Below are 25,190 nucleotides of genomic sequence, written 5' to 3'. Positions count from 1 at the left end.
TGCCTCAATAGCGATTTTGAACGGACATTGTCGAGTCTTTATTGACTGAATGTGTAGGTTGTGTGGAGAAATAACCGGGCATTTAAATCAACCGGTAAATTCTCGTGACCATGGCACTTTTTCGCGGAGGCTGTGTCTTATTGTGCTAAAGATATCTGATAGCGTGCTTAAAGGGATTTCACCCGCGGAGATAACATGCACAAAAATACGCTGATCCTTGTTGTTGAAGATGAAGACGAAATTGCCGAGATACTGATGAGTTACTTAGAGCGTTCGGGAATGAAAACGCTCAGAGCCAGGCAGGGTGAGAAGGCGATAACCCTCAATCGCCTGCATAAACCGGATCTCATCTTGCTGGACATTCATCTGCCCGTATGTGACGGCTGGAGCGTACTTACCACGCTTCGTCAGGAAAGTTCTGTGCCCGTCATTATGGTTTCCGCTCTCGATCAGGATGTCGATAAGCTCATGGGACTGAGACTGGGCGCGGATGATTACGTGATCAAACCCTTCAACCCCTCTGAAGTTGTCGCACGGGTTGAGGCGGTGCTGCGCAGGACAAAACCCGCGCTTCAGCAGGCGGGTTCCCTGCCGCTCAGAACGCCCTTTATTACGGTCTATCCGGATGACTTCTACGTGGAAGTCACCGTGGGCGAAGAGGTTATCTCCCCGGTATTAACGACGACCGAATTTAAATTGCTCACCTGGCTGGTACGATATCCGCGAAAGGTCTGTTCCCGCGAAGAGTTACTCAATGCGTGCCTGCCAGAAGGTGATACGCTCGACAGAACGGTCGACAGCCATATGAGCAAGTTGCGTAAAAAACTGGAACTTGCTGGCCTTTATGGCGTTCCCGAGAGCATAAGAGGCTTGGGTTACCGGCTTGGGGAAAAGAAATGAACAAAGAGTCTGTCCTGAGTCGTCAGATCTTAACGTATATGCTGTTGCTGACGTTTACGATAATTGCTATCGCCATACTGGGTTCATGGTTTTTTTACTCTTTTATACTGGATCACCTCCCGGGCGGTCCTGCTGCGGGCGATGACGAGCAGATGACGATGTGGGACTGGGTGTGGATTGGGACCGCGACGACGATCAGCCTGATTATCGCACTCTTTTTCACGGTCAAACTTTCATCGCGAATACTCACCCCGCTAAACGCGGTAGCATCCAGCCTGAAAAAGATTTCACAGGGCGATCTTGACGCACGGGCATTCTGCGCCAGCTCCCGGCTGGGTGAGATCAATCACCTGGTGACGGATTTCAATGAAATGGCGGAAAAATTACAGACGCTGGATATACAGAGGAAATCCTGGAATGCTGCGATTGCGCACGAGCTGAGAACCCCGGTCACGATCTTACGTGGACGGCTTCAGGGGCTGGTTGACGGTGTTTTTACCCCGGACCCGGTTCTGTTTAATAATCTTCTCAAACAGACGGAAGGGTTAACCCGTCTGATTGAAGATCTCCGGGTTATCAGTTCGGATGGCGGGGCGGGATACTCGTTATGCCTGTCCAGAACGGATCTTAAAGGGGCAATACAGAATGCGCTCGATACCTTCATGCCCGAGTTCAACCGTAAGGCATTTACCATCAAAACAGAACTGAGGGATCAGCAATGCGTATTCGACCCATTACGCATCAATCAGTGTCTGACCGTTTTATTTGATAATGCCTTACACTATTCAACCTCGCGCACACTCATCGTGAAAAATGGCGTTTCTGATAAAGGCAATTATATCCTTATTCAGGACGGGGGACCTGGCATCCCAAGGGAGTTTCATGATTTCTTATTTCAGCCCTTTCAGCGCGATAATGGTGCCAGAGATTTGAACCCGGAAGGCTGTGGTTTGGGCTTGTCGGTGGTAAAAGCCATCATGCTGGCGCATGGTGGCGATGTTACCTATACCTTATCGAAGCAAAACCATTCTATATTTAAACTCACCTGGCCCGACTCGTGAGTGTGAGCGGCAGGTCAAATGTGCCTGCCGGCGATAAATGCCATATTTTTCCTAGCTTAGCATCCCATTCCTGCGGGGTAATAGACAGTTTACCGCGTCTCGGGCTTAAGGTTATTTCACTGAAATAGATTTCATCTTTTTTTAGCATAAGGTCAACGCGGCAGTAGTCAATGCCATCCGCCAGTTCCTGGGATGCCAGCAACGCCTCTCGGAACAAGACCGGTTCGCCCGGCGCTAACGGTGTATTCGGATATTCCATCTGGAAGGGTTGTAAGTTCCAATGCCTGTCGTAAACGTTGATAAAACCCTGGCCGTTATCATCCGTAAAATCCGCTTCAACATAGTGCGCAACGCCATGAAAGCAATGGATCCGCAGCATTTCCGGCGTTGTGTTTCTGTCAGCATTATCGAAGAGATCGACAAACGGCTCGCAGAGTATACTGGGCGTAATATTTTTGTACTGCCATTCACGCGTGGTGTAGTACAGATTTTTCTTTAACGCGAGACTCAGTTTTTTACACGCTTCCCTGATGTTAAATTGCGCTTTGTTTGTACATATTATAGTGCTGCCGCTGTCATGGTTGCACTTAAGGACGAATTTGTCAGGGAGTACTGAAAAATCAATCTGCGACGCCCGGGTATAAACGCCAATTAATGGCACCGTTTTCACGCGCGTTGTTCTGGAGGAAACGTATGCCCGAACGGCGAGTTTATCGGCAAGCATGGTGTAGAAGTTATTATGGTCATAGACCAGACGATGGCATATTTTTTCACTCAGCGTAGTGGGGGATTTAATGTCGGGGCTTTTCCCGGATATTTTCTTTAGCCTGAAAGTATGAAAGTGCAGGTCCGACATTAAAAAAGAACGGCATCTTCTGATGAGATACTCGGTATATTTTAGAACATAGGTAGTGGTGTTCATTTCTTCTCCTCCGTAATGTCCCGGTATTCTGGAGAAGAACTGTTGATTGATATTGCATAAAATATGGAGCAGGGATGGAGACGAAAGAGTAAAGGATTAAATAGCGAATGAAGTCTATTTAATCCCTAATTTAGTGGGGCGATTTTTGTTTGCCGTCGCGCTTAGCGGTCCTTTCTCCATGCATCGGCGGTCAATGCTTCACCAAAGTGACCCGCAATCAGTCGTTTCGTCAGCTCATGAAGCGGGGAGGCCATCACATCCGCGGTGCTGCCGCGCTCAACCACTTCACCCTGGTGCATGACCATCACCTGATCGCTGATATGTTTCATCATTCCCAGATGCTGGGTGACGTAGATATACGAGATCCCCTGTTTTTCCTGCAATTCCAGCATCAGGTTAATCAGCTGCGAGCGCATCGACATATCCAGCGAGGCAAGCGCTTCATCCGCAATGATCACTTTTGGCCGCAAAATCAACGCACGCGCCAGACCCAGGCGCTGTTTCTGACCGGGTGCCAGCATGTGCGGGTAGTAGCTTTCGTGGTCCGGTAACAGCCCAACCATACGCAGGGTTTCGAATACGCGCTTACGGCGTGCCTCCGGCTCCAGGTCAGTGTTCAGACGCAGCGGAAAATCGAGGATCTGCGAAATGCGCTGGCGTGGGTTAAGCGAGGTAGACGGATCCTGAAAGATCATGCGGATGCGCTGGCTGCGGAAAGAGTAATCGCCGAAGGTCAGAGGATGATCGTCAATCAACACTTCGCCTGCAGTCGGTTCAACCATGCCGGCGAGCATTTTCGCCAGGGTGGATTTCCCGGAACCGTTCTCGCCGATGATCGCCAGGGTCTGTTTTTCACGCAGCGTAAAGCTCAGCGGCTTCACCGCGTCGACGGTTTGACGATGAAACAGCCCCGTGCGATAGCGAAAGGTCTTACTCAGGTTACGCACTTCCAGTAAGGTTTCGACCATTTCACTCTCTCTCCATGTTCAGCGGGAAATGACAGGCGTAAAGATGATTTTTTGCCCCGGTCAGGCGTGGCGTCTCGATACATTTACGCTGTGCATAAGGGCAACGCGGCCCCAGACGACAGCCTATCGGCAAAGATTCCAGCAGTGGAATCGCCCCGGGCAGGGTATTCAGGCGGCTTTTATGCGGCATGGCGCTGCCAAAATCCGGAATGGCGCGGATAAGCGCCTGCGTATACGGGTGGTGCGGCGCGGTGATTAGATCTTCACTCGGCGCGGTTTCGACCGTTTGCCCGCAGTACATCACGTCAATTTTATCCGCCCATTTGCTGAGCATTTGCAGGTCATGGCTGATCAGCAAAATAGTGGTGTTGTTATTCTGGTTGAGGCGCGACAGCAGGCGGAAAATTTGCGCCTGCGTGGTGGGTTCCATCGCGTTCGTCGGTTCATCCGCAATCAGCAAGCGCGGCTGATTGGCCAGCGCGATGGCAATCATCACTTTCTGACATTCGCCGTCGGTCAGCTCATAAGGGAAGCTGCGCATTGCATCTTTGTGGTCTTTGATCCCGACGCGGTGTAAAAGCTCAATGGCGCGACGCTTGCGCCAGCCAACACGTTGCCACCAGCGGCCTTTGTAGGTCCAGCCGGGAATGTTCTGCATCAGCTGTTTACCCACGCGTTCGGACGGGTCGAGACAGGACTGCGGCTCCTGGAAAATCATCGAAACGTTGTGGCCGACCAGCTTACGCCGCTCACGAGGGGAGAGGCGCAGCAAATCGATATCATCAAACCGCATACGGTCTGCGGTCACGCGCCAGTTGTCTTTCGCCACGCCGCAGATAGCTTTGGCAATCAGGCTTTTTCCTGAGCCGGATTCTCCCACCAGCCCGCGAATTTCCCCCTCCGCGAGGGTGATACTGATGCGATCGACGGCTTTAACCCAGCCTTCACCGGTTTTGAATTCGATGGTGAGGTTGCGGATATCAAGAAGCGGCATTATTGCACCCCCGCGTTAATTGCACGGCGAATACCGTCGCCCAGCAGGTTGATCAGCAGCACGCTTACCATAATGGCCGCACCCGGCAGCATGACCGTCCACGGTGCTACGTAAATTAACTCCAGCGCGTCGCCAAGCATCGCCCCCCATTCGGGCGACGGCAGCTGCGCGCCGAGGTCAAGGAAGCCGAGCGCCGCGATGTCCAGGATCGCCATCGACAGGGCGCGGGTGATCTCGGTGACCAGCCCTGAGGCGATGTTAGGCAGCACGGCAAACCACAGAATGTTGAAGGTCGTCGCGCCGTCCAGACGCGCGGCGACGACATACTCTTTTTCCAGCTCATCATGCACCATGCTGTAAACCGAGCGCACGATGCGCGGCAGGATAGCCAGCCAGACGGCGAACATGGCATGCGACAGATGCGGACCGGCAAAGGCAACAACAATGATCGCCAGCAGCAGGGACGGAATTGACAGCAGCGTATCCAGAATGTGATTAAGCACCGCCGAACGGAGACCATGCGTGGAGCCCGCAAAAATACCGAGCGCCAGCCCGCAGATCGTTGCCGCGAGCGTCACCACAAATGCGCCGCCGACCGTCGGGGCCGCACCGCTCAGCAGGCGGCTCAACACGTCACGTCCGAGATCGTCCGTTCCCAGGAAGAAGGAGACTTCGCCGTAGCGCGACCAGGACGGCGGCAGCAGCTGATAGCCGAGGAACTGCTGATCGATGCCATACGGCGCAAACCACGAGCCAAAGACGCACAGCAATACCAGACCGGCGCAGCCATAAAGGCCGATCATTGCCGTGGTGTCACCATAGAATTTACGCCACACGGTACGCAGCACGCCGGGCGTGCGCTTTTCACTGTATACGTTATCGTAAGGCATACCATTCCTTATGCTTCAATGGGTTAGCCATGGCACCCAGAATATCGGACAACACGTTAACAATAATGACCAGCGAACCAATCACCATCACACCCGCAGAAATAGCGGCATAATCCTGCTGGCGAATGGCGTTAATCAGCCATCGCCCCAGGCCTGGCCAGCTAAAGACCATCTCGGTGATCATGGCCAGCGTCAGCATGGTGGAAAATTGTAATCCCAGGCGCGGAATAACCGGCGGCAGCGCGTTGTGCAGGACGTTGCGGCGCAGTATGGTCAGGCGCGACAGTCCGCGCGTGGCGGCGGCTTTGACATAGTTCTGGTCAAACACCTCGATGGTGCTCAGGCGCATCAGGCGGATCACTTCGGTTGTTGGCGCAACCGCCAGCGTCAGCACCGGCAATACCATATGGCGCAGGGCGCTGACGATCATCTCGTGGCGCCATACGGAATCGGACAGCCACGCGTCAATGATGGCAAATCCCGTCACCGTTTTAACCGTATAGAGCAGATCAAAACGGCCAGAAACCGGAAGCCAGCCCATCGTCAGCGAGAAGAAAAGCGTCAGCAGCAGCGCCAGCCAAAAGACCGGGATGGAGAAGCCGAGCAGGGCGAGGGCGCTGATAAATTTATCCTGCCATTTGTTGCGATAAATCCCGGCCAGCATGCCCACGGGGATCCCGACCATCAGGGCAAAACCGAAGGCCAGAATGCACAGTTCCATCGTGGCCGGGAAAACCTCTTTCAGCTGATCGGAAATAAGCTGCCCGTTAATGCTGGATACGCCGAAATCCCAGTGCAGCAGCCCGTTAAACCAGAACAGCCAGGCATCCCACAGAGACGACCCCTGGAGCGGGGCGTGGGGCGTGAAATAGCTCAGGCTGAAGCCGACAAAGTTCAGGAAAAAGAGCGTCACCAGCAGCAAAAGGAGCCGACGCAAGGTAAAAATAATCATGGTTTTTTCACCTCTTGTTCTTTTTCACGCGATACGCCGGCGAACGAGGCGTTGCCGAACGGACTCAGCACCAGGCCCTTAATATCATAACGATAGGCCTGAAGACGCAGGGAAGAGGCCAGCGGCAGCACCGGCAGTTCCTGGGCCAGGATCTTCTGCGCTTCATCATAGGCGTCGATGCGCGAGGCCAGCTGTTGGGAAGACAGCGCTTTTTGCAGCACGGCGTCAAACTCCCGGTTACACCAGTGGGCGTAGTTGGTCTGCGAGTTTATCGCTGCACAGCTCAGCAGCGGCCGGAAGAAGCTGTCCGGGTCGTTACTGTCGGTAGCCCAGCCGGTCAGGGTTAAATCATGATTCATGTCCATCAGGCGCGCCTCCTGGAAACGGCCCTCAACCGGTACGATGATCACTTTGACGCCCACCTGCGCCATATCCGCCTGCAGCAGTTCGGCGGTCTTGAGCGGGCTCGGGTTCCACGCCTGGGAACTGGTTGGCACCCAAAGCTGCAGCGTCAGGTTTTCCGCCCCCAGCGCTTTCAGCTGTTCACGCGCTTTTGCCGGATTGTATTCCGTAATTTTAGCCTCACCGTCGTAGGCCCACGAGGCGCGCGGTAAAATTGAGGCGGCGGTTTCCGCCGTGCCGTAGTAGATCGACTGCATCAGGCGCTGGTTGTTAATCGCCAGCGCCAGAGCGTGTCGAACGGCAGGGTTATTCAACGGTGGCTTATCCGTGTTAAAGGCCAGATACGCGATGTTCATCCCCGGGCGTAACGTCAGGCGCAGGCGCGGATCGTCGCGCAAAATCGTGAGCTGGCTGGCCGCGGGCCAGGCAAGCACGTCGCATTCCCCGGTGAGCAGTTTCGACAGACGCCCCGTCCCGCCAGAACCCAAATCGACCACCACCTGCGGCATCAGCGGCGTACCGCGCCAGAAGTGTTCATGGCGTTGCAGACGAATATACTGTCCGGCGCGATATTCGGCCAGCTGGAACGGACCGGTGCCGACCGGCTGGCGATCGAGCAGTTCCTGACGATCTTTTTTCGTCAGCTGAGCCGCGTATTCGGCCGACATGACGGATGCATAGTGGGTCGCCAGGTGCCAGAGGAAGGAGGCATCCGGGCGCGTCAGCGTGAATTCAACCGTGCGGTTGTCCAGCTTACGCACGCTTTTCACGGTGTCGGCAAACTGCAGGCTGTCAAAATAGGGGAAGTTGCTGCCGTTAACGTTATGCCACGGGTGGTTGCGGTTGAAGATACGCTGGAAGGTAAAGACCACGTCATCCGCATTCAGCTTGCGCGAGGGGGTAAACCACGGCGTGCGCTGGAACGCGACATCATCGCGCAGGTGAAAACGGTAGGTTGCGCCGTTATCCAGCACTTCCCAGCTTTCCGCAAGCTCGGGCACCAGACGGTAGGTGTACGGGTCGACGTCAAGCAGACGATCGTAAAGCTGCGCGGCAAGGGTATCCACGATCAGGCCGCTGCCCGCTTTTTGCGGGTTGAAGGTGTCCACTTGTCCGCTTACGCAATAGACGAAGCCGCTGTCACGAATGTCAGGCTGTGGCGTTTGCCCGGGCGCGGCAAAGGCCAGGCTGCTAAACAGACCAAGTGCAAAAAAGGACGATAAAACCAGACGCATAATTTTTAAGGTTTTTAGGTTCGATCTGCAAAGTGTATCGCACTTACGCCTGCTTCGTAAAAATGTCTATGGTAAGTGCTGATATTGTCAGCGCATTTGATGCTTTTTAAGCAATGCCCTTAACTGATGGTAGGTCAGACCCAGCAGTTCAGCCGCCCGTTTCTGGTTATATTTCGCCGTCTTAAGGCTGTGCTCCAGCAGCTGTTTCTCCTGTTCGTGCTGGAACTGGCGTAAATCGAGAGGCAGAGAGGGGAGATCGCCTGAAGACGCTGGTGCCGGCAGCGGAGTCGCGCTGCGCTGAAAAGGATCGATAATGATGTTGTCCAGCTCGGTCTCGCTGCTGCCGTGGCGATAGACGGAACGCTCCACGACGTTTTTTAGCTCGCGGATATTTCCCGGCCAGTGGTAAGCCAGCAGCGTCTCCCGAGCATAATCGCTGAAGCCGGGGAAGAGCGGCAGTCCGAGCTCGCGGCACATCTGAATCGCAAACTGGTCTGCCAGCAGCATGATGTCGCTTTTGCGCTCGCGCAGCGGAGGAAGCTGAACGACGTCAAAGGCCAGGCGGTCAAGCAGGTCGGCGCGGAATTTCTCCTCCGCCACCATCTCCGGCAGGTTGGCGTTAGTGGCGCACACCAGGCGCACGTTCACCTGCAGCGGCTGGCTACCGCCGACGCGCTCCAGCTCGCCGTACTCAATCACGCGCAGCAGTTTTTCCTGCACCAGCATGGGCGCGGTGGCCAGTTCATCCAGAAACAGCGTACCGCCGTCGGCGCGCTCAAATCGTCCTGGATGGCGTTTCTGGGCACCGGTAAATGCACCCGCTTCATGGCCGAAGAGCTCGGTGTCGAGCAGGTTTTCATTCAGCGCCGCGCAGTTCAGGGAAATGAAGGGGCCGTCCCAGCGCCCGGATAAATAGTGCAGACGGTTGGCGATGAGTTCCTTACCCGTACCGCGCTCGCCGATGATTAGCACCGGTTTGTTAAGCGGCGCAAGGCGAGAGACCTGTTCCAGCACTTCGAGAAAGCTGTTTGCTTCGCCGAGTAAATTGTCTTTGTATCCAGGCATGATGAAATTAACCACTCCTTAGCGATATTCACCAGGAAAGAGTAATCCTTCATTGCATAAAAATCAATCAGGCTCAGTGAAATCAATAAGATAAAAAGTTGGCATGATGTTTGTATTATCAGTACAGCAGGGCATAGCCCGATAACAGAACTATGAGGATTAGATTATGGGTATTTTTTCTCGTTTTGCCGACATCGTGAACGCCAACATCAACTCACTGCTTGAGAAAGCGGAAGATCCGCAGAAGCTGGTGCGTCTGATGATTCAGGAGATGGAAGACACGCTGGTTGAAGTGCGTTCAACCTCCGCCCGCGCGCTGGCGGAGAAAAAACAGCTTACGCGTCGCATTGAACAGGCTACCGCTCAGCTGAACGAATGGCAGGAAAAAGCGGAACTGGCGCTGCGCAAAGACAAAGAAGATCTGGCCCGTGCGGCGCTGATCGAAAAACAGAAGCTGGCTGATATGGTCGCGACGCTTGAGCATGAAGTGACGCTGGTGGACGACACGCTCACCCGTATGAAGAAAGAGATTGGCGAGCTGGAAAACAAGCTGAGCGAGACCCGTGCGCGTCAGCAGGCGCTGACCCTGCGTCACCAGGCTGCGAGCTCCTCCCGCGACGTGCGTCGTCAGCTGGACAGCGGTAAGCTGGATGAAGCGATGGCCCGTTTTGAATCGTTTGAACGTCGTATCGATCAGATGGAAGCTGAAGCCGAAAGCCACGGCATCGGTAAGCCGAAGTCGCTGGATCAACAGTTCGCCGACCTGAAGGCTGATGATGAAATCAGCGAGCAGCTGGCGGCACTGAAAGCCAAAATGAAGCAAGACAACCAATAATAATTCCTGCGGCACCTGAACGTGCCGCATCGTAAGACAAGGAGTACACATGAGCGCGCTTTTTCTGGCCATTCCCCTGACAATTTTCGTGCTGTTCGTTTTGCCGATTTGGCTGTGGCTGCACTATAGCAACCGTTCTTCACGGGGCGAACTTTCCCAGAGTGAACAACAGCGTCTGGTACAGCTCTCCGATGAGGCTAACAAAATGCGCGAACGCATTCAGGCGCTGGAAGCCATCCTGGATGCTGAACATCCAAACTGGAGGGACCGTTAATGTCTGGACTGAATCTGAACAAAAAGCTGTGGCGAATTCCACAGCAGGGCATGGTGCGCGGCGTCTGTGCCGGGCTGGCGCATTATCTTGACGTCCCGGTTAAGCTGGTACGCGTGGTGACGGTGCTGTCGATCTTCTTTGGTCTGGCATTTATCACCCTGGTAGCTTACATCGTGCTGTCGTTTGTTCTTGACCCGATGCCGGAAGGAGAGCTGGCTGCGGAGGGTGCCCCAACCAGCAGCGATCTTCTTAATGCGGTCGATGCGCAACTCGCCGCCGGTGAGAAGCGGTTACGGGAAATGGAACGCTATGTCACGTCGGACACCTTTACGCTGAGAAGTCGTTTTCGTCAGCTTTGAGAGAGAGATGAGATGAAACAACACTGGCAACAGGCCGGTCAGAAGGTAAAACCCGGCCTGAAAATCGCAGGTAAACTGGTCCTGCTGACCGCGTTACGGTTCGGCCCGGCAGGCTTGGCGGGCTGGGCGATCAAATCCGTTGCCCGCAAGCCGATCAGAATGGTGCTGGCCGTGGCGCTCGAACCGCTGTTGCAAAAGGTGGCAAAACGGCTTTCTCGCCGCTACTTATCCCTATAATTCCTGCTGGCGCTAGTCTTTTTCCTGACGGGCGAGGGACTGGCGATAGCTTACCGCATTTCCTCTTACCCGTTCTTTCTTTGCGGCAGCTCACAATATTGTGCTGAGCTGCTTTGCAATCACCTTTTTCACCTCCCCGGTCCGTTGACAGATATTTTTCATGGGAGTAGATTGCCACTTCGTGGGACCGCTACCATGGAAAATGAAATGAATCCAAAAATTAAAGAACTCATTAATCTTGTTTACGGGGTAACGTTTTCTGAAGCCCATTTGAATGTGCTGCTGGAAAATATCGGAAAGGCCGCCTCTGTTATTACAGAAAAACGTAAAATGGGCTGGGATGAAAAAGATGTCGTTCTGATAACCTATGCCGACCAGTTTTCAGCGAAAGGGGAGAAAGCACTCCCTGTTTTTACACGTTTTTATAACAAATGGCTTTCTCGTTCTTTTTCTCATGTCCATCTCTTGCCTTTTTATCCATGGTCTTCTGACGACGGATTTTCTGTTATTGATTATCATGAGGTTGCACCTGAAACCGGAACATGGCGAGACGTTGCCGAATTAAAACAGTCAGCCAGTTTAATGTTTGATTTCGTATGCAACCATATGTCAGCCAAAAGCAAATGGTTCGCTAATTACCTGAAGCAAACGCCAGGGTATGACGATTTCTTTATTTCTGTCGATCCTGAAACAGACTTATCCGCGGTGACGCGTCCGCGTGCCTTGCCGCTTCTTACGCCTTTCACACTGCATGATGGCAGCGTGCGATACCTGTGGACTACCTTCAGCGAGGACCAGGTTGATCTCAACTTCGCCTCCCCGCAGGTGCTGATTGCGATGGTCGACGTGCTGCTGCATTACCTGATTGAAGGGGCGCGATACATTCGTCTGGATGCTGTGGGCTTCATGTGGAAAATACCCGGAACAACCTGCATCCATCTTAAGCAAACCCATCAGCTCATCCAGCTTTTCCGCGCCATTACCGAGGCTGTTGCTCCGGGCACGGTGATTATCACCGAGACGAATGTTCCGCATAAAGATAACGTTGCTTACTTTGGTGACGGTGAAAATGAAGCGCAGATGGTTTATCAATTCTCTTTGCCGCCGCTGGTGCTGCACGCGGTGCATTCTCAGGACGTCCGTACGCTGAGCCAGTGGGCGGCGTCGCTTGCGTTACCTTCGACAAAAACGACCTGGTTCAATTTCCTGGCCTCACATGATGGCATTGGTCTCAACCCATTACGCGGAATATTACCTGAGTCAGAGATCCTCTCGCTTGTAGAAAAGCTTCAGACCGAAGGTGCGTTGGTTAACTGGAAAAATAACCCGGATGGCACACGAAGCCCGTATGAAATTAATGTGACCTATCTGGATGCTTTGAGTACGCGAGAAAGTCATGATAGCGAACGCATTGCCCGGTTTATTCTGGCGCATGCCGTCCTCTTAAGCTTCCCCGGCGTGCCTGCTGTTTATATCCAGAGTATTCTCGGCTCCCGTAATGATTATGCAGGTGTTAAATGTCTGGGATATAACCGTGCGATAAATCGCGAGAAATATACCGCAGGACAAATTGATAGTGCGCTTGAAGATAAAAGCAGTCTGCGTTATCAGGTCTATTGTGCGTTAAGCCAGTTAATCGCGCTGCGTCGTGCGGAAAAAGCATTCCACCCTGACAGCCAGGCTTATTTTAGTGCGTCGGGTGAACATGTTTTAAAAATCGTTCGCGTGGCGGATTGTGGCGAGAAAATAACGGCGCTGTTTAATTTCAGTGATGGCATTCAAACGGTAGAATCCGATATTCAATCCGGAACGGATTTGATTTCAGGAGAAGTTATTACAGATAAAACGCTGACCCTACATCCATGGCAGGTGTTGTGGATTAAAGAAAACTAAAAAGGACCTTAAAAATGAAAATGCCCAGAATTGTGCTGATTTCAGCACTGGTTTCGTGCGCTTTGTTATCAGGCTGTAAGGATGACAAAAAGTCCACTGTCACCATTGAGTTTATGCACTCATCAGTCGAGCAGGAGCGTCAGGCGGTTATCACGAAGCTGATCGAAAAGTTCGAGAAAGAGAACCCTGGCATCACGGTAAAACAGGTACCGGTGGAAGAGGATGCCTACAACACTAAGGTGATTACGCTGGCGAGAACCGGCGCGCTGCCTGAAGTGATTGAAGTCAGCCATGACTACGCAAAAGTAATGGACAAGGAACAGCTGCTGGATCGCAAAGCTATCGGCGAAGCCATTAACGCGGTAGGCGAAAACACTTTCTATGACGGCATCTTGCGTGTTGTTCGTACGGAAGACGGTTCAGCCTGGACGGGCGTGCCGGTCAGCGCCTGGCTTTCCGGCGTCTGGTATCACAAAGATGTGCTGGCCGCGGCGGGCATTCAGGAGCCACATAACTGGGAACAGCTACTGCAAGCCAGCCAGCGCCTTAACGACCCGGCTAAAAAGCATTACGGCATCGCGCTGCCGACGGCGGAAAGCGTGATGACCGAGCAGTCGTTTTCTCAGTTTGCGCTTTCCGGCGGCGCAAACGTGTTTGATGCCAAAGGGAACGTCGACATCGATACCCCTGAAATGGCAAAAGCCCTGGCGTTTTATAAAGCGCTGGCCGCGACCACAATGCCGGGTTCAAACGATGTCATGGAGATCAAAGACGCCTTCATGAACGGTTCAGCGCCTATGGCGGTTTACTCCACCTACATCCTGCCTGCCGTCTACAAGGACGGAAACCCCGCTAACCTGGGCTTCGTTGTCCCGACTGAAAAGTCATCGGCGGTGTACGGCATGATCACCTCCCTGACGATCACCACCGGACAAACTGAAGAGGAGACCGAAGCGGCCGAGAAGTTTGTGACCTGGATGGAACAGGCTCAAAACGCGACGGACTGGGTCATGATGTCGCCTGGCGCGGCACTGCCGGTGAACAAGCTAGTGGTGGGCACCGATACCTGGAAAAACAACGACGTGATTAAAGCGTTTGGGCAACTGCCTTATGAACTGATTGCGCAGTTCCCGAACGTGCAGGTGTTTGGCGCGGTTGGGGATAAAAACTTCACCCGCATGGGCGATGTAACGGGCTCCGGCATTATCAGTTCCATGGTGCATAACGTCACGGTGGGGCAGAAGGACCTTAATACAACGTTAAGCAGCAGCCAGAAGCGACTGACTGATCTTATTTCACAACGATAGGAGCGCTCTGCGGAAGGAAATTATGAAGACGTTGTTTTCTGGTCGTTCAGATATGCCTTTCGCCATGCTGCTGTTGGCCCCCAGCCTGATTCTGCTGGGGGGCCTGGTGGCCTGGCCAATGATTTCCAATATTGAAATCAGTTTTTTACGACTGCCGCTTAACCCGCGCATTAGCGCTGTGTTTGTCGGGCTGGATAATTACATTCGCATCCTCAGCGATGCCGCCTTCTGGCACTCGCTGTGGATGACGTTCTGGTACACCGCGCTGGTCGTGCTCGGCAGTACCGGGCTGGGGCTTGCCGTCGCCATCTTCTTTAACCGGGAGTTTCGTCTGCGGAAAACGGCACGTTCACTGGTGATTTTATCCTACGTTACCCCGTCCATTTCGCTGGTGTTTGCATGGAAATACATGTTCAACAACGGCTACGGCATCGTGAACTATCTGGGCGTTGACCTACTGCATCTGTATGACCAGGCGCCCCTGTGGTTCGACAATCCCGGCAGCAGCTTTGTACTGGTGGTGCTGTTCGCCATCTGGCGTTACTTCCCGTACGCGTTTATCTCATTCCTGGCGATTTTACAGACCATTGATAAATCCCTGTATGAAGCGGCGGAAATGGACGGCGCGAATGCCTGGCAGCGTTTTCGAATCGTTACGCTGCCCGCGATTATGCCGGTGCTGGCAACGGTGGTGACGCTCCGCACTATCTGGATGTTCTACATGTTTGCGGATGTCTACCTGTTGACTACCAAGGTCGATATTTTGGGCGTCTACCTCTACAAAACGGCATTCGCTTTCAATGATTTGGGTAAAGCTGCGGCGATCTCCGTCGTGCTGTTCGTGATCATCTTCGCGGTGATTCTGCTGACCAGAAAAAGGGTAAACCTCAATGGCAACAAATAAACGCGTACTGAGCCGTATTGGTTTTTATCTGGGGCTGGCGGTGTTTCTGGTTATCACGCTGTTCCCGTTCTTCGTGATGCTAATGACGTCGTTTAAGAGTGCGAAAGAGGCGATCTCGCTCCATCCGACCATTCTGCCCCAGGAGTGGACGCTGCAGCATTACATCGACATCTTTAACCCGCTGATCTTCCCGTTTGTGGATTACTTCAAAAACAGCATGATGGTATCGCTGACCTCCTCGGTGATTGCCGTATTTCTCGGCACGCTGGGTGCTTATGCCTTGTCCAAACTGCGTTTTAAAGGACGCACGACGATCAATGCAAGCTTCTACACCGTCTATATGTTCTCCGGGATCTTGCTGGTAGTGCCGCTGTTCAAAATCATCACTGCCCTCGGGATCTACGACACCGAGTTGGCGCTGATCGTCACCATGGTGACCCAGACATTGCCGACAGCGGTGTTCATGCTGCGCAGCTATTTCGACACCATCCCGGACGAAATCGAAGAAGCCGCGATGATGGACGGCCTCAACCGCCTGCAAATCATCTTTCGCATCACCGTCCCGCTTGCGATCTCAGGACTCGTATCAGTGTTTGTCTACTGCTTTATGGTGGCGTGGAACGACTATCTGTTTGCGTCAATTTTCCTGTCCAGCTCTGGCAATTTTACCTTGCCGGTCGGGCTGAACACGCTCTTTAGCACGCCAGATTATATCTGGGGCCGCATGATGGCGGCATCGCTGGTGACGGCGCTTCCGGTGGTCATCATGTACGCCCTGTCTGAACGTTTTATTAAAAGTGGTTTGACCGCCGGTGGCGTGAAGGGCTGAGGCGGCCAATATTAACAAGGAGTCAGTCATGAAAAAATTAGTTGCGACAGCGCCACGCGTGGCGGCGCTGGTGGAATATGAAGATCGTCCGGTTGCAGTCCATGAAGTAAAAATTCGCGCCCGTTTTGGCGCGCCGAAACACGGTACAGAAGTGGTGGATTTCCGCGCCGCCAGCCCGTTTATTGATGAAGAATTCAACGCAGAGTGGCAGATGTTCACGCCGCGTGAAGAGGGCGCAGCGCGCGGTATTGAGTTCGGTAAGTTCCAGCTGGGTAACATGGTTGTTGGCGACATTATTGAATGCGGTGCGGACGTGACGGATTACCAGATCGGCGATCTTGTCTGCTGCTACGGCCCGTTGCAGGAAACGGTCATCGTCAACGCGGTGAACAACTATAAGCTGCGTAAAATGCCGCAGGGCGCGTCCTGGAAGAACGCCGTCTGCTACGATCCGGCGCAGTTCGCCATGAGCGGCGTGCGTGATGCCAACGTCCGCGTGGGCGACTTTGTCGTCGTGGTCGGTTTGGGAGCAATCGGGCAGATTGCGATTCAGCTGGCTAAAAAAGCCGGTGCGTCAGTGGTTATCGGCGTTGATCCAATCGAACACCGCTGCGAGATCGCCCGTCGTCACGGCGCGGACCACTGCCTGAACCCAATCGGCACCGATGTCGGCCTGGAAATCAAAAAGCTGACCGGCAAGCAGGGCGCGGACGTGATCATCGAAACCAGTGGTTTTGCCGATGCGCTGCAGTCCGCGCTGCGCGGGCTCGCCTACGGCGGCACCATCTCCTACGTAGCCTTCGCGAAACCGTTCGCTGAAGGCTTTAACCTCGGCCGCGAAGCGCATTTCAATAATGCGAAGATTGTCTTCTCCCGCGCCTGCAGCGAACCAAACCCGGACTATCCGCGCTGGAGCCGCAAGCGTATCGAAGAGACCTGCTGGGAACTGCTGATGAACGGTTATCTCAATTGTGAAGATCTGATCGACCCGGTCGTGACCTTCACCACCAGCGCTGAAAGCTACATGAAATATGTGGACCAGCATCCGGAACTGAGCATCAAAATGGGCGTCACTTTTTAAGCTAAGGAGAGCAAATCATGAAAATCGCAACACAGAACCAGGGCTTTTTCCCGGTCAATATCATGGAGAAATTCGAGTACATCAAAGCGATGGGTTTTGATGGCTACGAAATTGACGGCAAGCTGCTGGTGGAAAACCTCGCCGAGGTGAAAGCGGCGATTAAGGCCACCGGTCTGCCAGTGACGACGGCCTGCGGTGGATACGATGGCTGGATCGGCGATTTCATCGAAGAGCGCCGTCTGAACGGATTACAGCAGATTGAACGCATTCTGGAAGCGCTGGCTGAAGTGGGCGGTAAGGGCATTATCGTGCCTGCCGCGTGGGGGATGTTTACCTTTCGACTGCCGCCAATGATCTCTCCACGCAGCCTTGAAGGCGACCGCAAAGCGGTGAGTGCTTCGCTGCGCTGGCTGGATGAGGTGGCAGCGCGCACCGGAACCACCGTCTATCTGGAGCCGCTGAACCGCTATCAGGATCATATGATTAATACCCTGGCAGACGCGCGTCGATACATCGAAGAGAACGGCCTGAAGCATGTGCAGATCATCGGCGATTTCTATCATATGAACATCGAAGAAGACTCGCTGACGGATGCGCTGCATCGGAACCGCGATCTGCTTGGCCATGTGCACATCGCCGATAATCACCGCTACCAGCCGGGCAGCGGCAGCCTCGATTTTGCCAGCCTGTTCGATCAGCTGCGTGCGGATAACTACCAGGGTTACGTGGTATATGAGTGCCGTGTTCGCGCCGATGATCCGGCTCAGGCATACCGGGATTCGCTCACTTATCTGCGTAAATGCTAAGGATGACGAGCGTGATGAGTGCTTCTACACCTTCGCCTCTGCGCGTCGCCATCATTGGCGCCGGGCAGGTCGCGGATAAAGTGCACGCCTCGTATTACGCCACGCGCAGTGATGTTCAGATGGTGGCTGTCATGGACAGCCACTCTGAACAGGCTCGGGCGTTTGCGGAACGTCATGGTATTCCCTCGGCATGGCAGGATGCGCGAGAAATGCTCGAGGCGGTTAAGCCGGATGCGGTGAGCGTCTGCTCGCCTAACCGGGTTCATTTCGAGCACGTCATAGCAGCGCTGGACGCAGGCTGCCATGTGATGTGTGAAAAACCGCCTGCTATGACGCCGCAGGAGGCCGATCGGATGCGCCTGGCTGCGCGCAAGGCAGGAAAAGTGCTGGCGTATGATTTTCACCATCGTTTTGCCCTGGATACTCAGCTGCTGCGCGATGCGGTAATGAACGGAACGCTCGGAGAAATTTACTTCACGTCAGCGCAGGCGCTGCGTCGCTGCGGTGTGCCAGGGTGGGGCGTTTTTACCAATAAATCGCTACAGGGCGGTGGTCCGCTGATTGATATCGGCATCCATATGCTTGATGCAGCAATGTATGTTCTGGGGTTCCCGGCGGTAAAACGGGTGACCGCGCATAGCTTTCAGAGGCTGGGCAACCGTAAAAGCAGCGGTCAGTTTGGCGCGTGGGATCCCACGCAGTTTACCGTGGAAGATGCTCTGTTTGGCACGATTGAATTTTGCAACGGCGGCATTCTGCGTCTGGACACGTCGTTTGCGCTCAATATCCGCGAGCAATCGATCATGAACGTCGCATTCTGCGGTGAAAAGGCGGGTGCCACGCTGTTCCCGGCGCACATTTACAACGACGAAGCTGGTGTTTTACAAACTCTTACCCAACGCGAAGAGGCTGACGACCAACGCCACCTGCGCAGTATGGATGCCTTCGTGCGCCATGTGCAGGGAGAGCCCGTCATGATCGCTGATGCGGAGCAGGGGCTGATTATCCAGCAGCTTGTCGCCGCGCTGTATGAATCAGCAGAAACGGGGGGAAGCGTGACGTTATGCTAAACGTGTCTGTATTAACCGACCCGGGCTTTTGTCCGCACAGTCTGAATAAATACGCCTCCATCATGGCCTGCGGTAATGGCTACATGGGGATCCGCGCTGCGCATGAAGAGGATTACACCCAGCAAACCCGAGGCATGTATCTTGCGGGTCTGTATCATCGTGCTGGTCGCAACGAGACCACTGAGCTGGTCAATTTGCCCGATATCACCGGTATTGAGGTTGAGCTGGACGGGGTGAATTTTACCCTTCTGTCGGGGGACATTATCGAGTGGCAGCGCGAGCTGGCGTTTGCTAATGGCGAACTTCGTCGCAGCGTCATCTGGCGCTCGCCCGACGGGAAACGCTATCGACTGGAGAGTCGCCGTTTTGTCTCTCTGGATCAGCTGCCGCTGGTGGCCATGCAGCTTGCGATCACCCCGCTTGATGCTGCCTCACAGGTGGTGATGAAAACCGGCATTGATGCGACACAAACCAATACCGGCCGGCAGCATCTGGATGAAATTTCTGTCAGGGTGTTCGACCAGCACTATATGCAGGGTGTGTATGAAACGCAGGACCGGGCCGCTGATGTTGTTATCTCGGCCTTTTGTCAGCTATCAGCCGACAGCGAAAGCTGTTTTACCGCTAAAAATCGTCGGGTCTCTGCCCACTATTGCCTGACGATAGCGCAAGGTGACACTGTCACACTGGATAAGATTGTCTGGGTTGCCCATCGCAGCGATAAAGCCCTTTCGCAGGAGTCGTTCGCGCGAAGGGCGCTGGCGGATCTCAAGGTTTGTGCGGCAAGGGGGTATGCCTCGCTGCTGGAGAGTTCATCCTGCGCATGGGCAGACGTATGGCGTAACGCCCGGGTGGAAGTGGCTTCTGCAGTTCCTGACGATCAGATGGCGCTGGACTATGCCGTCTGGCATCTGACCACCATGACGCCAGCCCATGATGAGCGGAGCAGCATTGCCGCTAAGGGATTGACCGGCGAGGGGTATAAAGGACACGTCTTCTGGGATACCGAAATATTCCTGCTGCCTTTCCATCTTTTCACCCGTCCGCAGGTGGCCCGCAATCTGCTGCGCTATCGCTGGCTTAACCTGGCCGGGGCCCGGGAAAAAGCCCGCCGCAACGGCTGGCCAGGCGCACTTTTCCCGTGGGAGAGCGCCTCGAGCGGCAAAGAGGAAACGCCGGAGTTCGCGGCTATCAACATCCGAACCGGCATGCGCCAGAAGGTGGCCTCCGCGCTGGCTGAACACCACATCGTGGCGGACGTTGCCTGGGCCGTCGTCGCTTACTGGCAGGCGACACACGATGATACCTTTATGCGAAATGAAGGCCTGACGCTGCTGATGGAAACGGCTGCGTTCTGGATGGGCCGCGCCACGGAGGTAGACGGTCGCCTGGAAATTCATGATGTGATTGGGCCTGACGAATACACCGAGCATGTGAACAACAACGCCTATACCAATTATCTGGCGTGGCATAACGTTGCCTGCGCGCGCCGGTTTATGGCGCAGTTTGGGCGTGAAGATGCGCGTTTTACGGAGAATGCTACGCGGTTTCTGACGCGCTTATGGCTGCCTGAGGCCAATTCAGACGGTGTGATCCCACAGGATGATACCTTCATGGCGAAACCAGCCATTGACCTGAGCCGCTATAAAGCAAAAGCAGGGAAGCAGACCATTCTGCTCGATTACTCCCGCGCGGAAGTAAACGACATGCAGATCCTGAAGCAGGCTGATGTGGTAATGCTTACCTACCTCTTGCCGGAGCGGTTTACCCCACAGCAATGTGCCGCCAATCTGGCTTTCTACGAGCCCCGCACGATCCATGACTCTTCGCTGAGTAAGGCCATACACGGCATTGTGACCGCCCGCTGTGGTGACACCGAAGGTGCCTACGCCTTCTGGCGTGATGGCGTCGCCATTGACCTTGGGGACGATCCACACAGCTGCGATGACGGTATTCATGCCGCAGCGACCGGCGCTATTTGGTCCGGCGTCATTCAGGGATTTGCAGGTATGCAGATTGTGGAAGGGGAGCTACACCTTGCGCCCAGCCTGCCTGCCCACTGGCGAAGGCTTGCTTTCCCCTTGCGCTGGCGGAACGCAACGCTGCACTTCACCTATGAAAATGAGGTGTTAACCATTGAAACGACGACACCTGTCACGCTGACGCTTTGGGGCAAGACGCTACGCGTATCGGGGCGCAAGGTATGCGCTTATAAGGATTTTCTTGCACCTGCAAATGGGACCGCTACCACGGAGGGGCGCGATGACGCTTAAGGCTGTTGTATTCGATCTCGACGGTGTTATCACCGATACCGCACACCTCCATTTTCTGGCCTGGCGTGCAGTGGCTGACGAAATCGGCATCACCTTCGACGAAGTGTTTAATGAACAGCTGAAGGGAATTAGCCGCATGGATTCCCTTCAGCGCATCCTGAAGCATGGCGGGAAAGAGGGGATGTTTAGTGAAGAGCAGTGCCTCGCGCTGGCGGCGAAAAAAAACGCGCTTTATGTCCAGTCTCTGGCGTCGCTGACGGAAGATTCACTGCTTCCGGGTATTCGTGACGTTCTGACGGATATACGTAAAGCGAACGTCAAAACTGGACTCGCCTCCGTTTCCCTGAATGCCCCAGGGATCCTGCACGCGCTGGGCATTTATCAGGCCTTCGATTATTGCGCCGATGCTTCCCGTATTCGCCGCTCAAAGCCAGATCCGGAGATCTTCCTTGCAGCCTGTGCTGGCCTGAAGGTGCGTCCTGAAGAGGCCATGGGCATCGAAGATGCACCTGCAGGCGTAGCGGCGATCAACGCGGCGGGCATGCTGTCGGTTGGGGTGGGTTCTGGCCTGAACCATGCGGGACTACAGCTTCATTCAACGCGGGAACTGACCTGGAAATGCCTTACCGAGTTTTGGGCATCCCGGACGTATTGATAAGGAATTAACAATGGCTCAACTGTCTCTGAAAAACATTCAGAAAATCTATGATAACCAGGTCCACGTGGTTAAGGATTTCAATCTCGAAATCGAAGACAAGGAGTTCATCGTCTTCGTCGGGCCTTCAGGCTGCGGTAAATCGACGACACTGCGCATGATCGCCGGTCTGGAGGAGATCACCGCTGGCGAACTGGTGATTGACGGCGTTTGTATGAACGATGTGCCCGCCAAGTCACGCGATATCGCCATGGTATTCCAGAACTATGCGCTTTATCCGCATATGACGGTCTACGACAACATGGCGTTCGGCCTGAAGATGCAAAAAATTGCGCCTGCGGTTATCGAAGAGCGCGTTAACTGGGCGGCACAGATCCTCGGATTACGTGAATACCTAAAGCGTAAACCCGGCGCGCTGTCCGGCGGCCAGCGCCAGCGCGTGGCGTTAGGCAGGGCGATCGTACGTGAGGCGGGCGTGTTCCTCATGGATGAACCGCTCTCAAATCTCGATGCCAAGCTTCGCGTGCAGATGCGGGCTGAAATCAGCAAGCTGCATCAGAAGCTTAACACCACCATGATTTACGTGACCCACGATCAGACGGAAGCCATGACGATGGCGTCCCGCATCGTGATCTTAAAAGACGGAATTATTCAGCAGGTCGGTGCACCTAAGCAGGTGTATAACGAACCGGCAAACATGTTTGTCGCAGGGTTTATTGGATCGCCAGCTATGAACTTCATTCGCGGTGCTATCGATGGCCGCTATTTCGTCACGGAAACGCTGCGTCTGGCGATCCCGGAAAACAAGCTCGCTTCACTGAATGCCGCAGGGTATCAGCGCAAAGCCGTGGTCTTTGGGATCCGCCCGGAAGATATTCTCACTCTGCAGAGCAGCGGTAAAAATATCGAGGCGAAAGTCAGCGTAGCCGAACTGACCGGCGCGGAGTTCATGCTCTACGCCACCGTTGGCGGTCATGAGCTGGTTGTTCGTGCTGGCGCTGCGAATGATTATGCCGCTGGGGATAATATCGGCATCCAGTTCGATATGAATAAGTGCCATTTCTTCGACGCTGAAACCGAAGCGGCTATTAGATAAGAAAGGTGTTCGCCGGAAATACCTATTTCCGGTTTTTTTTGTTTGTTACTTATAAAGGGAATATTTGATGAGTACTCTACTAAAAAGTGCTGCGCTCGTGCTGTGCGCAGGGGTTAGCTGCGCACATGCAACAGAAAGCGCTAAAAAGTGGGAATTTAATATTGGCGCGATGTATGAAATAGAAAACGTCGAAGGCCAGGGGGAGGATAAAGACGGGTTATATGAACCTTCCGTGTGGTTTAATGCGACCTGGGATGCCTGGACTATTTCGCTGGCGATGTATCAGGAAGGGCCGGTTGATTATAGCAGCATGACCCGTGGCACCTATTTCGATCGTCCTGAATTTGAATTACGCTATCGCTTTATCGGAACAGATGATTTTACGTTCGGTCTGACCGGAGGCTTCCGTAATTACGGCTATCACTTTAAGGATGAACACGGCGCCAGAGACGGCAGCGCTAATATGCAGCGCTACAAAATTCAGCCTGACTGGGATATAAAATTAACCGACGACTGGCGTTTTGGCGGCTGGTTTGCCATGTATCAGTTTGCTAACGATCTGGAAAAAACCGGCTATTCAGACAGCCGCGTCGAAACCGAAACGGGCTTTACCTGGACCATTAACGACACCTTTGCCGCTAAAGTGAATTACTATTTAGAACGCGGGTTCAACATGGACGGTTCCCGTAATAACGGAGAATTCTCCACCCAGGAAATTCGTGCCTATCTGCCAATTTCGTTAGGCCAGACCACCTTAACGCCTTACACACGACTGGGGCTCGATCGCTGGTCGAACTGGGACTGGCGGGACGATCCCGAGCGTGAAGGACATAATTTCAACCGCGTGGGTATGCAGTACGCCTATGACTTCAATAACGGTTTATCCATGACGCTTGAATACGCCTATGAATGGGAAAACCATGACGAGGGTAAAAACGACCGCTTCCACTATGCGGGCGTTGGGGTAAATTACGCTTTCTGATCGTGTGTATTCCAGGGGCTAACTGCCCCTGGTTTTAGCGCAGCGAGGCCGCCAGTATAAAATGGGTATCAACCAGCGCTTTTTGCGGGGCGGGATGACCTGCAATACGCCTGAAAAGTAGATCGCAGCTCTCTTCCCCCAGCTTTCGGGTGGGGATATCAAACCCGCCAGGTGCGGGTGTTAAAATGAGAGACAGCATCGGGTCACTGTATCCGGCTATCACCACCTGCTCTGGAATCATCAGATTCAACTCATCCGCCGCACGATAGAGGCTGAGCAACTTCATGCTGTCGGTAGCAAATACCGCATCGGGCGGCGTGGATGAAGACAACAGCTCCAGAGCCGCAGTAAGCGCGCTCTCATGGGTATAACCGCCATCCCTGATCCAGTCCGGGTTAATGGCAATGTGGTGCTTTTCCAGACTGGCTTTGTAGCCCGCAAGACGATCGATCGAAACATGATAATCAAGCGGGGCATGCAGACAGGCAATTTTACGGCGTCCATTTTTAATAAAGGTTTCGGTCAGCGTGGCGCTGTCATGGAAATTATCTGTGTCGACGGAATAGATATTTTGATACGCACCTTCCACTTTGCCGATAACCACTACCGGTACGCCATACTCATCCAGCGTGGTGAAAAAGGATTCATTTGCCGGTGAGCTCAGCATAATGATCCCTTTGATCATCTTTTGTTTAATTTTACTCACGCATTTCAGCAGATCGTCCTCGCTGCTTTTTGACGTTTGTAAAATAACGTCAAATCCTTCTTCTTCCGCTTTTGCCGTAATGGCATGAAGGATATCGGAGAAAAAGGGATTACCGGCAGTGGTTTTGGTTGAACGGGTCGAAATAACCATGATGGCATCAAAGCCTGAAGAGGTCAGGGCACGGGCCAGTTTGTTGGGCTGATAATTTAATTCGTCAATCGCCTTCAGCACTTTTTCACGCGCTTCGGGAGAAATATTCGTTTGTTTATTCAGAACGCGGGAAACGGTTGATTTCGATACGCCCGCAACCCGTGCGATATCATAGATGGTGGGTGACATACACCTTACTCACTCCGGACTGACAGCAATGCCGTTCATCTTACTGGAGAGAAAACGGCAATAGCAATAAATAAGAATTGATAATCAACGATCTGCCCCCATTTATTGTATTCTGAAGCCATGCATTCAAGGCTTCCGGGCAACGAAGGACGGCG

Annotated in this window: 25 protein-coding genes; 17 read left to right on the top strand and 8 right to left on the bottom strand. The window is 53.8% G+C overall.

Annotation, left to right across the window (positions count from 1 at the left end; genetic code table 11):
* The first annotated feature begins 195 nt into the window (after positions 1–195).
* Entirely contained in the window at positions 196–900 is a 705-nt protein-coding gene (locus tag F0319_RS11975) for a response regulator (RefSeq protein ID WP_149367024.1), read from the top strand.
* On the top strand, positions 897–1,961 hold the full coding sequence (locus F0319_RS11970; protein ID WP_149367023.1) for an ATP-binding protein: 1,065 nt from the start codon (positions 897–899) through the stop codon (positions 1,959–1,961). The genes F0319_RS11975 and F0319_RS11970 overlap by 4 nt, the downstream gene beginning before the upstream one ends.
* Here the strand turns inward: F0319_RS11970 and F0319_RS11965 are convergent.
* From F0319_RS11965 to pspF, 7 genes are all read right to left on the bottom strand, one after another.
* A complete protein-coding gene (locus F0319_RS11965) occupies positions 1,942–2,883 on the bottom strand; it encodes an ATP-grasp fold amidoligase family protein (RefSeq protein WP_149367022.1) in 942 nt (313 codons plus the stop codon). The two genes, F0319_RS11970 and F0319_RS11965, sit on opposite strands and share 20 nt — an antisense overlap.
* Positions 2,884–3,044: 161 nt before the next feature.
* Complete coding sequence (gene sapF / locus F0319_RS11960) at positions 3,045–3,851, bottom strand: putrescine export ABC transporter ATP-binding protein SapF (RefSeq protein ID WP_023312051.1); 807 nt, start codon at positions 3,849–3,851, stop codon at positions 3,045–3,047.
* 1 nt (position 3,852) lies between these two features.
* Positions 3,853–4,845, bottom strand: a complete 993-nt coding sequence (gene sapD / locus F0319_RS11955) for a putrescine export ABC transporter ATP-binding protein SapD (RefSeq protein ID WP_008501228.1) — start codon at positions 4,843–4,845, stop codon at positions 3,853–3,855.
* Positions 4,845–5,735, bottom strand: a complete 891-nt coding sequence (sapC, locus tag F0319_RS11950) for a putrescine export ABC transporter permease SapC (RefSeq protein ID WP_111965098.1) — start codon at positions 5,733–5,735, stop codon at positions 4,845–4,847. Before sapC ends, sapD begins: the two co-directional genes overlap by 1 nt.
* Positions 5,722–6,687: a putrescine export ABC transporter permease SapB gene (gene sapB / locus F0319_RS11945; RefSeq protein WP_069719064.1), complete on the bottom strand. Its 966-nt coding sequence runs from the start codon at positions 6,685–6,687 to the stop codon at positions 5,722–5,724. The genes sapC and sapB overlap by 14 nt, the downstream gene beginning before the upstream one ends.
* Positions 6,684–8,324 (bottom strand): ABC transporter substrate-binding protein SapA, encoded by a 1,641-nt coding sequence (sapA, locus tag F0319_RS11940; protein WP_111965097.1) that lies wholly within the window; start codon positions 8,322–8,324, stop codon positions 6,684–6,686. Before sapA ends, sapB begins: the two co-directional genes overlap by 4 nt.
* 87 nt (positions 8,325–8,411) lie before the next feature.
* Positions 8,412–9,389, bottom strand: coding sequence for a phage shock protein operon transcriptional activator (gene pspF / locus F0319_RS11935; RefSeq protein ID WP_136194970.1), 978 nt, complete (start codon positions 9,387–9,389; stop codon positions 8,412–8,414).
* A 166-nt stretch (positions 9,390–9,555) separates the two neighbouring features.
* On the opposite strand from pspF, the gene pspA reads away from it, so the two are divergent.
* The 15 genes from pspA (at position 9,556) to F0319_RS11860 (ending at position 23,990) form a co-directional block, all read left to right on the top strand.
* Positions 9,556–10,224, top strand: a complete 669-nt coding sequence (pspA, locus tag F0319_RS11930; protein WP_023335926.1) for a phage shock protein PspA — start codon at positions 9,556–9,558, stop codon at positions 10,222–10,224.
* A gap of 49 nt (positions 10,225–10,273) precedes the next feature.
* Positions 10,274–10,498, top strand: coding sequence for an envelope stress response membrane protein PspB (pspB, locus tag F0319_RS11925; RefSeq protein WP_023312045.1), 225 nt, complete (start codon positions 10,274–10,276; stop codon positions 10,496–10,498).
* Positions 10,498–10,857, top strand: a complete 360-nt coding sequence (gene pspC / locus F0319_RS11920; protein WP_008501237.1) for an envelope stress response membrane protein PspC — start codon at positions 10,498–10,500, stop codon at positions 10,855–10,857. The genes pspB and pspC overlap by 1 nt, the downstream gene beginning before the upstream one ends.
* A 12-nt stretch (positions 10,858–10,869) precedes the next feature.
* Positions 10,870–11,094 carry a phage shock protein PspD gene (gene pspD / locus F0319_RS11915; RefSeq protein ID WP_149367021.1) on the top strand — a complete coding sequence of 75 codons (225 nt, stop codon included), beginning with the start codon at positions 10,870–10,872 and terminating at the stop codon, positions 11,092–11,094.
* A gap of 195 nt (positions 11,095–11,289) precedes the next feature.
* On the top strand, positions 11,290–12,987 hold the full coding sequence (locus tag F0319_RS11910) for a sugar phosphorylase (protein ID WP_149367020.1): 1,698 nt from the start codon (positions 11,290–11,292) through the stop codon (positions 12,985–12,987).
* A gap of 14 nt (positions 12,988–13,001) precedes the next feature.
* Positions 13,002–14,294 (top strand): ABC transporter substrate-binding protein, encoded by a 1,293-nt coding sequence (locus tag F0319_RS11905; protein WP_149367019.1) that lies wholly within the window; start codon positions 13,002–13,004, stop codon positions 14,292–14,294.
* Positions 14,295–14,316: 22 nt separating this feature from the next.
* The gene (locus F0319_RS11900; protein ID WP_114977065.1) at positions 14,317–15,198 is read left to right on the top strand and encodes a carbohydrate ABC transporter permease; all 882 of its coding nucleotides are present in this window, start codon (positions 14,317–14,319) and stop codon (positions 15,196–15,198) included.
* Positions 15,185–16,027: a carbohydrate ABC transporter permease gene (locus F0319_RS11895; RefSeq protein ID WP_149367018.1), complete on the top strand. Its 843-nt coding sequence runs from the start codon at positions 15,185–15,187 to the stop codon at positions 16,025–16,027. The genes F0319_RS11900 and F0319_RS11895 overlap by 14 nt, the downstream gene beginning before the upstream one ends.
* Positions 16,028–16,055: 28 nt before the next feature.
* A complete protein-coding gene (locus F0319_RS11890; RefSeq protein ID WP_115875353.1) occupies positions 16,056–17,108 on the top strand; it encodes a D-guloside 3-dehydrogenase in 1,053 nt (350 codons plus the stop codon).
* A 17-nt stretch (positions 17,109–17,125) separates the two neighbouring features.
* Entirely contained in the window at positions 17,126–17,914 is a 789-nt protein-coding gene (locus tag F0319_RS11885; protein WP_149367017.1) for a 3-dehydro-D-guloside 4-epimerase, read from the top strand.
* 11 nt (positions 17,915–17,925) lie between these two features.
* Positions 17,926–18,984 carry a D-glucoside 3-dehydrogenase gene (locus tag F0319_RS11880; RefSeq protein ID WP_149367016.1) on the top strand — a complete coding sequence of 353 codons (1,059 nt, stop codon included), beginning with the start codon at positions 17,926–17,928 and terminating at the stop codon, positions 18,982–18,984.
* On the top strand, positions 18,978–21,257 hold the full coding sequence (locus F0319_RS11875; protein WP_149367015.1) for a glycoside hydrolase family 65 protein: 2,280 nt from the start codon (positions 18,978–18,980) through the stop codon (positions 21,255–21,257). The genes F0319_RS11880 and F0319_RS11875 overlap by 7 nt, the downstream gene beginning before the upstream one ends.
* Positions 21,247–21,912 carry a beta-phosphoglucomutase gene (gene pgmB / locus F0319_RS11870; protein WP_149367014.1) on the top strand — a complete coding sequence of 222 codons (666 nt, stop codon included), beginning with the start codon at positions 21,247–21,249 and terminating at the stop codon, positions 21,910–21,912. Before F0319_RS11875 ends, pgmB begins: the two co-directional genes overlap by 11 nt.
* 13 nt (positions 21,913–21,925) lie before the next feature.
* Positions 21,926–23,008: an ABC transporter ATP-binding protein gene (locus F0319_RS11865; protein WP_149367013.1), complete on the top strand. Its 1,083-nt coding sequence runs from the start codon at positions 21,926–21,928 to the stop codon at positions 23,006–23,008.
* Between the two features lie 67 nt (positions 23,009–23,075).
* Positions 23,076–23,990 carry an OmpG family monomeric porin gene (locus F0319_RS11860; protein ID WP_149367012.1) on the top strand — a complete coding sequence of 305 codons (915 nt, stop codon included), beginning with the start codon at positions 23,076–23,078 and terminating at the stop codon, positions 23,988–23,990.
* 34 nt (positions 23,991–24,024) lie between these two features.
* Here the strand turns inward: F0319_RS11860 and F0319_RS11855 are convergent, their stop codons facing one another.
* Entirely contained in the window at positions 24,025–25,035 is a 1,011-nt protein-coding gene (locus F0319_RS11855; RefSeq protein WP_149367011.1) for a LacI family DNA-binding transcriptional regulator, read from the bottom strand.
* Positions 25,036–25,190 lie beyond the last annotated feature (155 nt).

Origin of the sequence: Enterobacter vonholyi (assembly GCF_008364555.1) — a bacterium.
Classification (GTDB): Bacteria; Pseudomonadota; Gammaproteobacteria; order Enterobacterales; family Enterobacteriaceae; genus Enterobacter; species Enterobacter vonholyi.
This window is presented reverse-complemented; position numbering and strand designations above follow the sequence as displayed.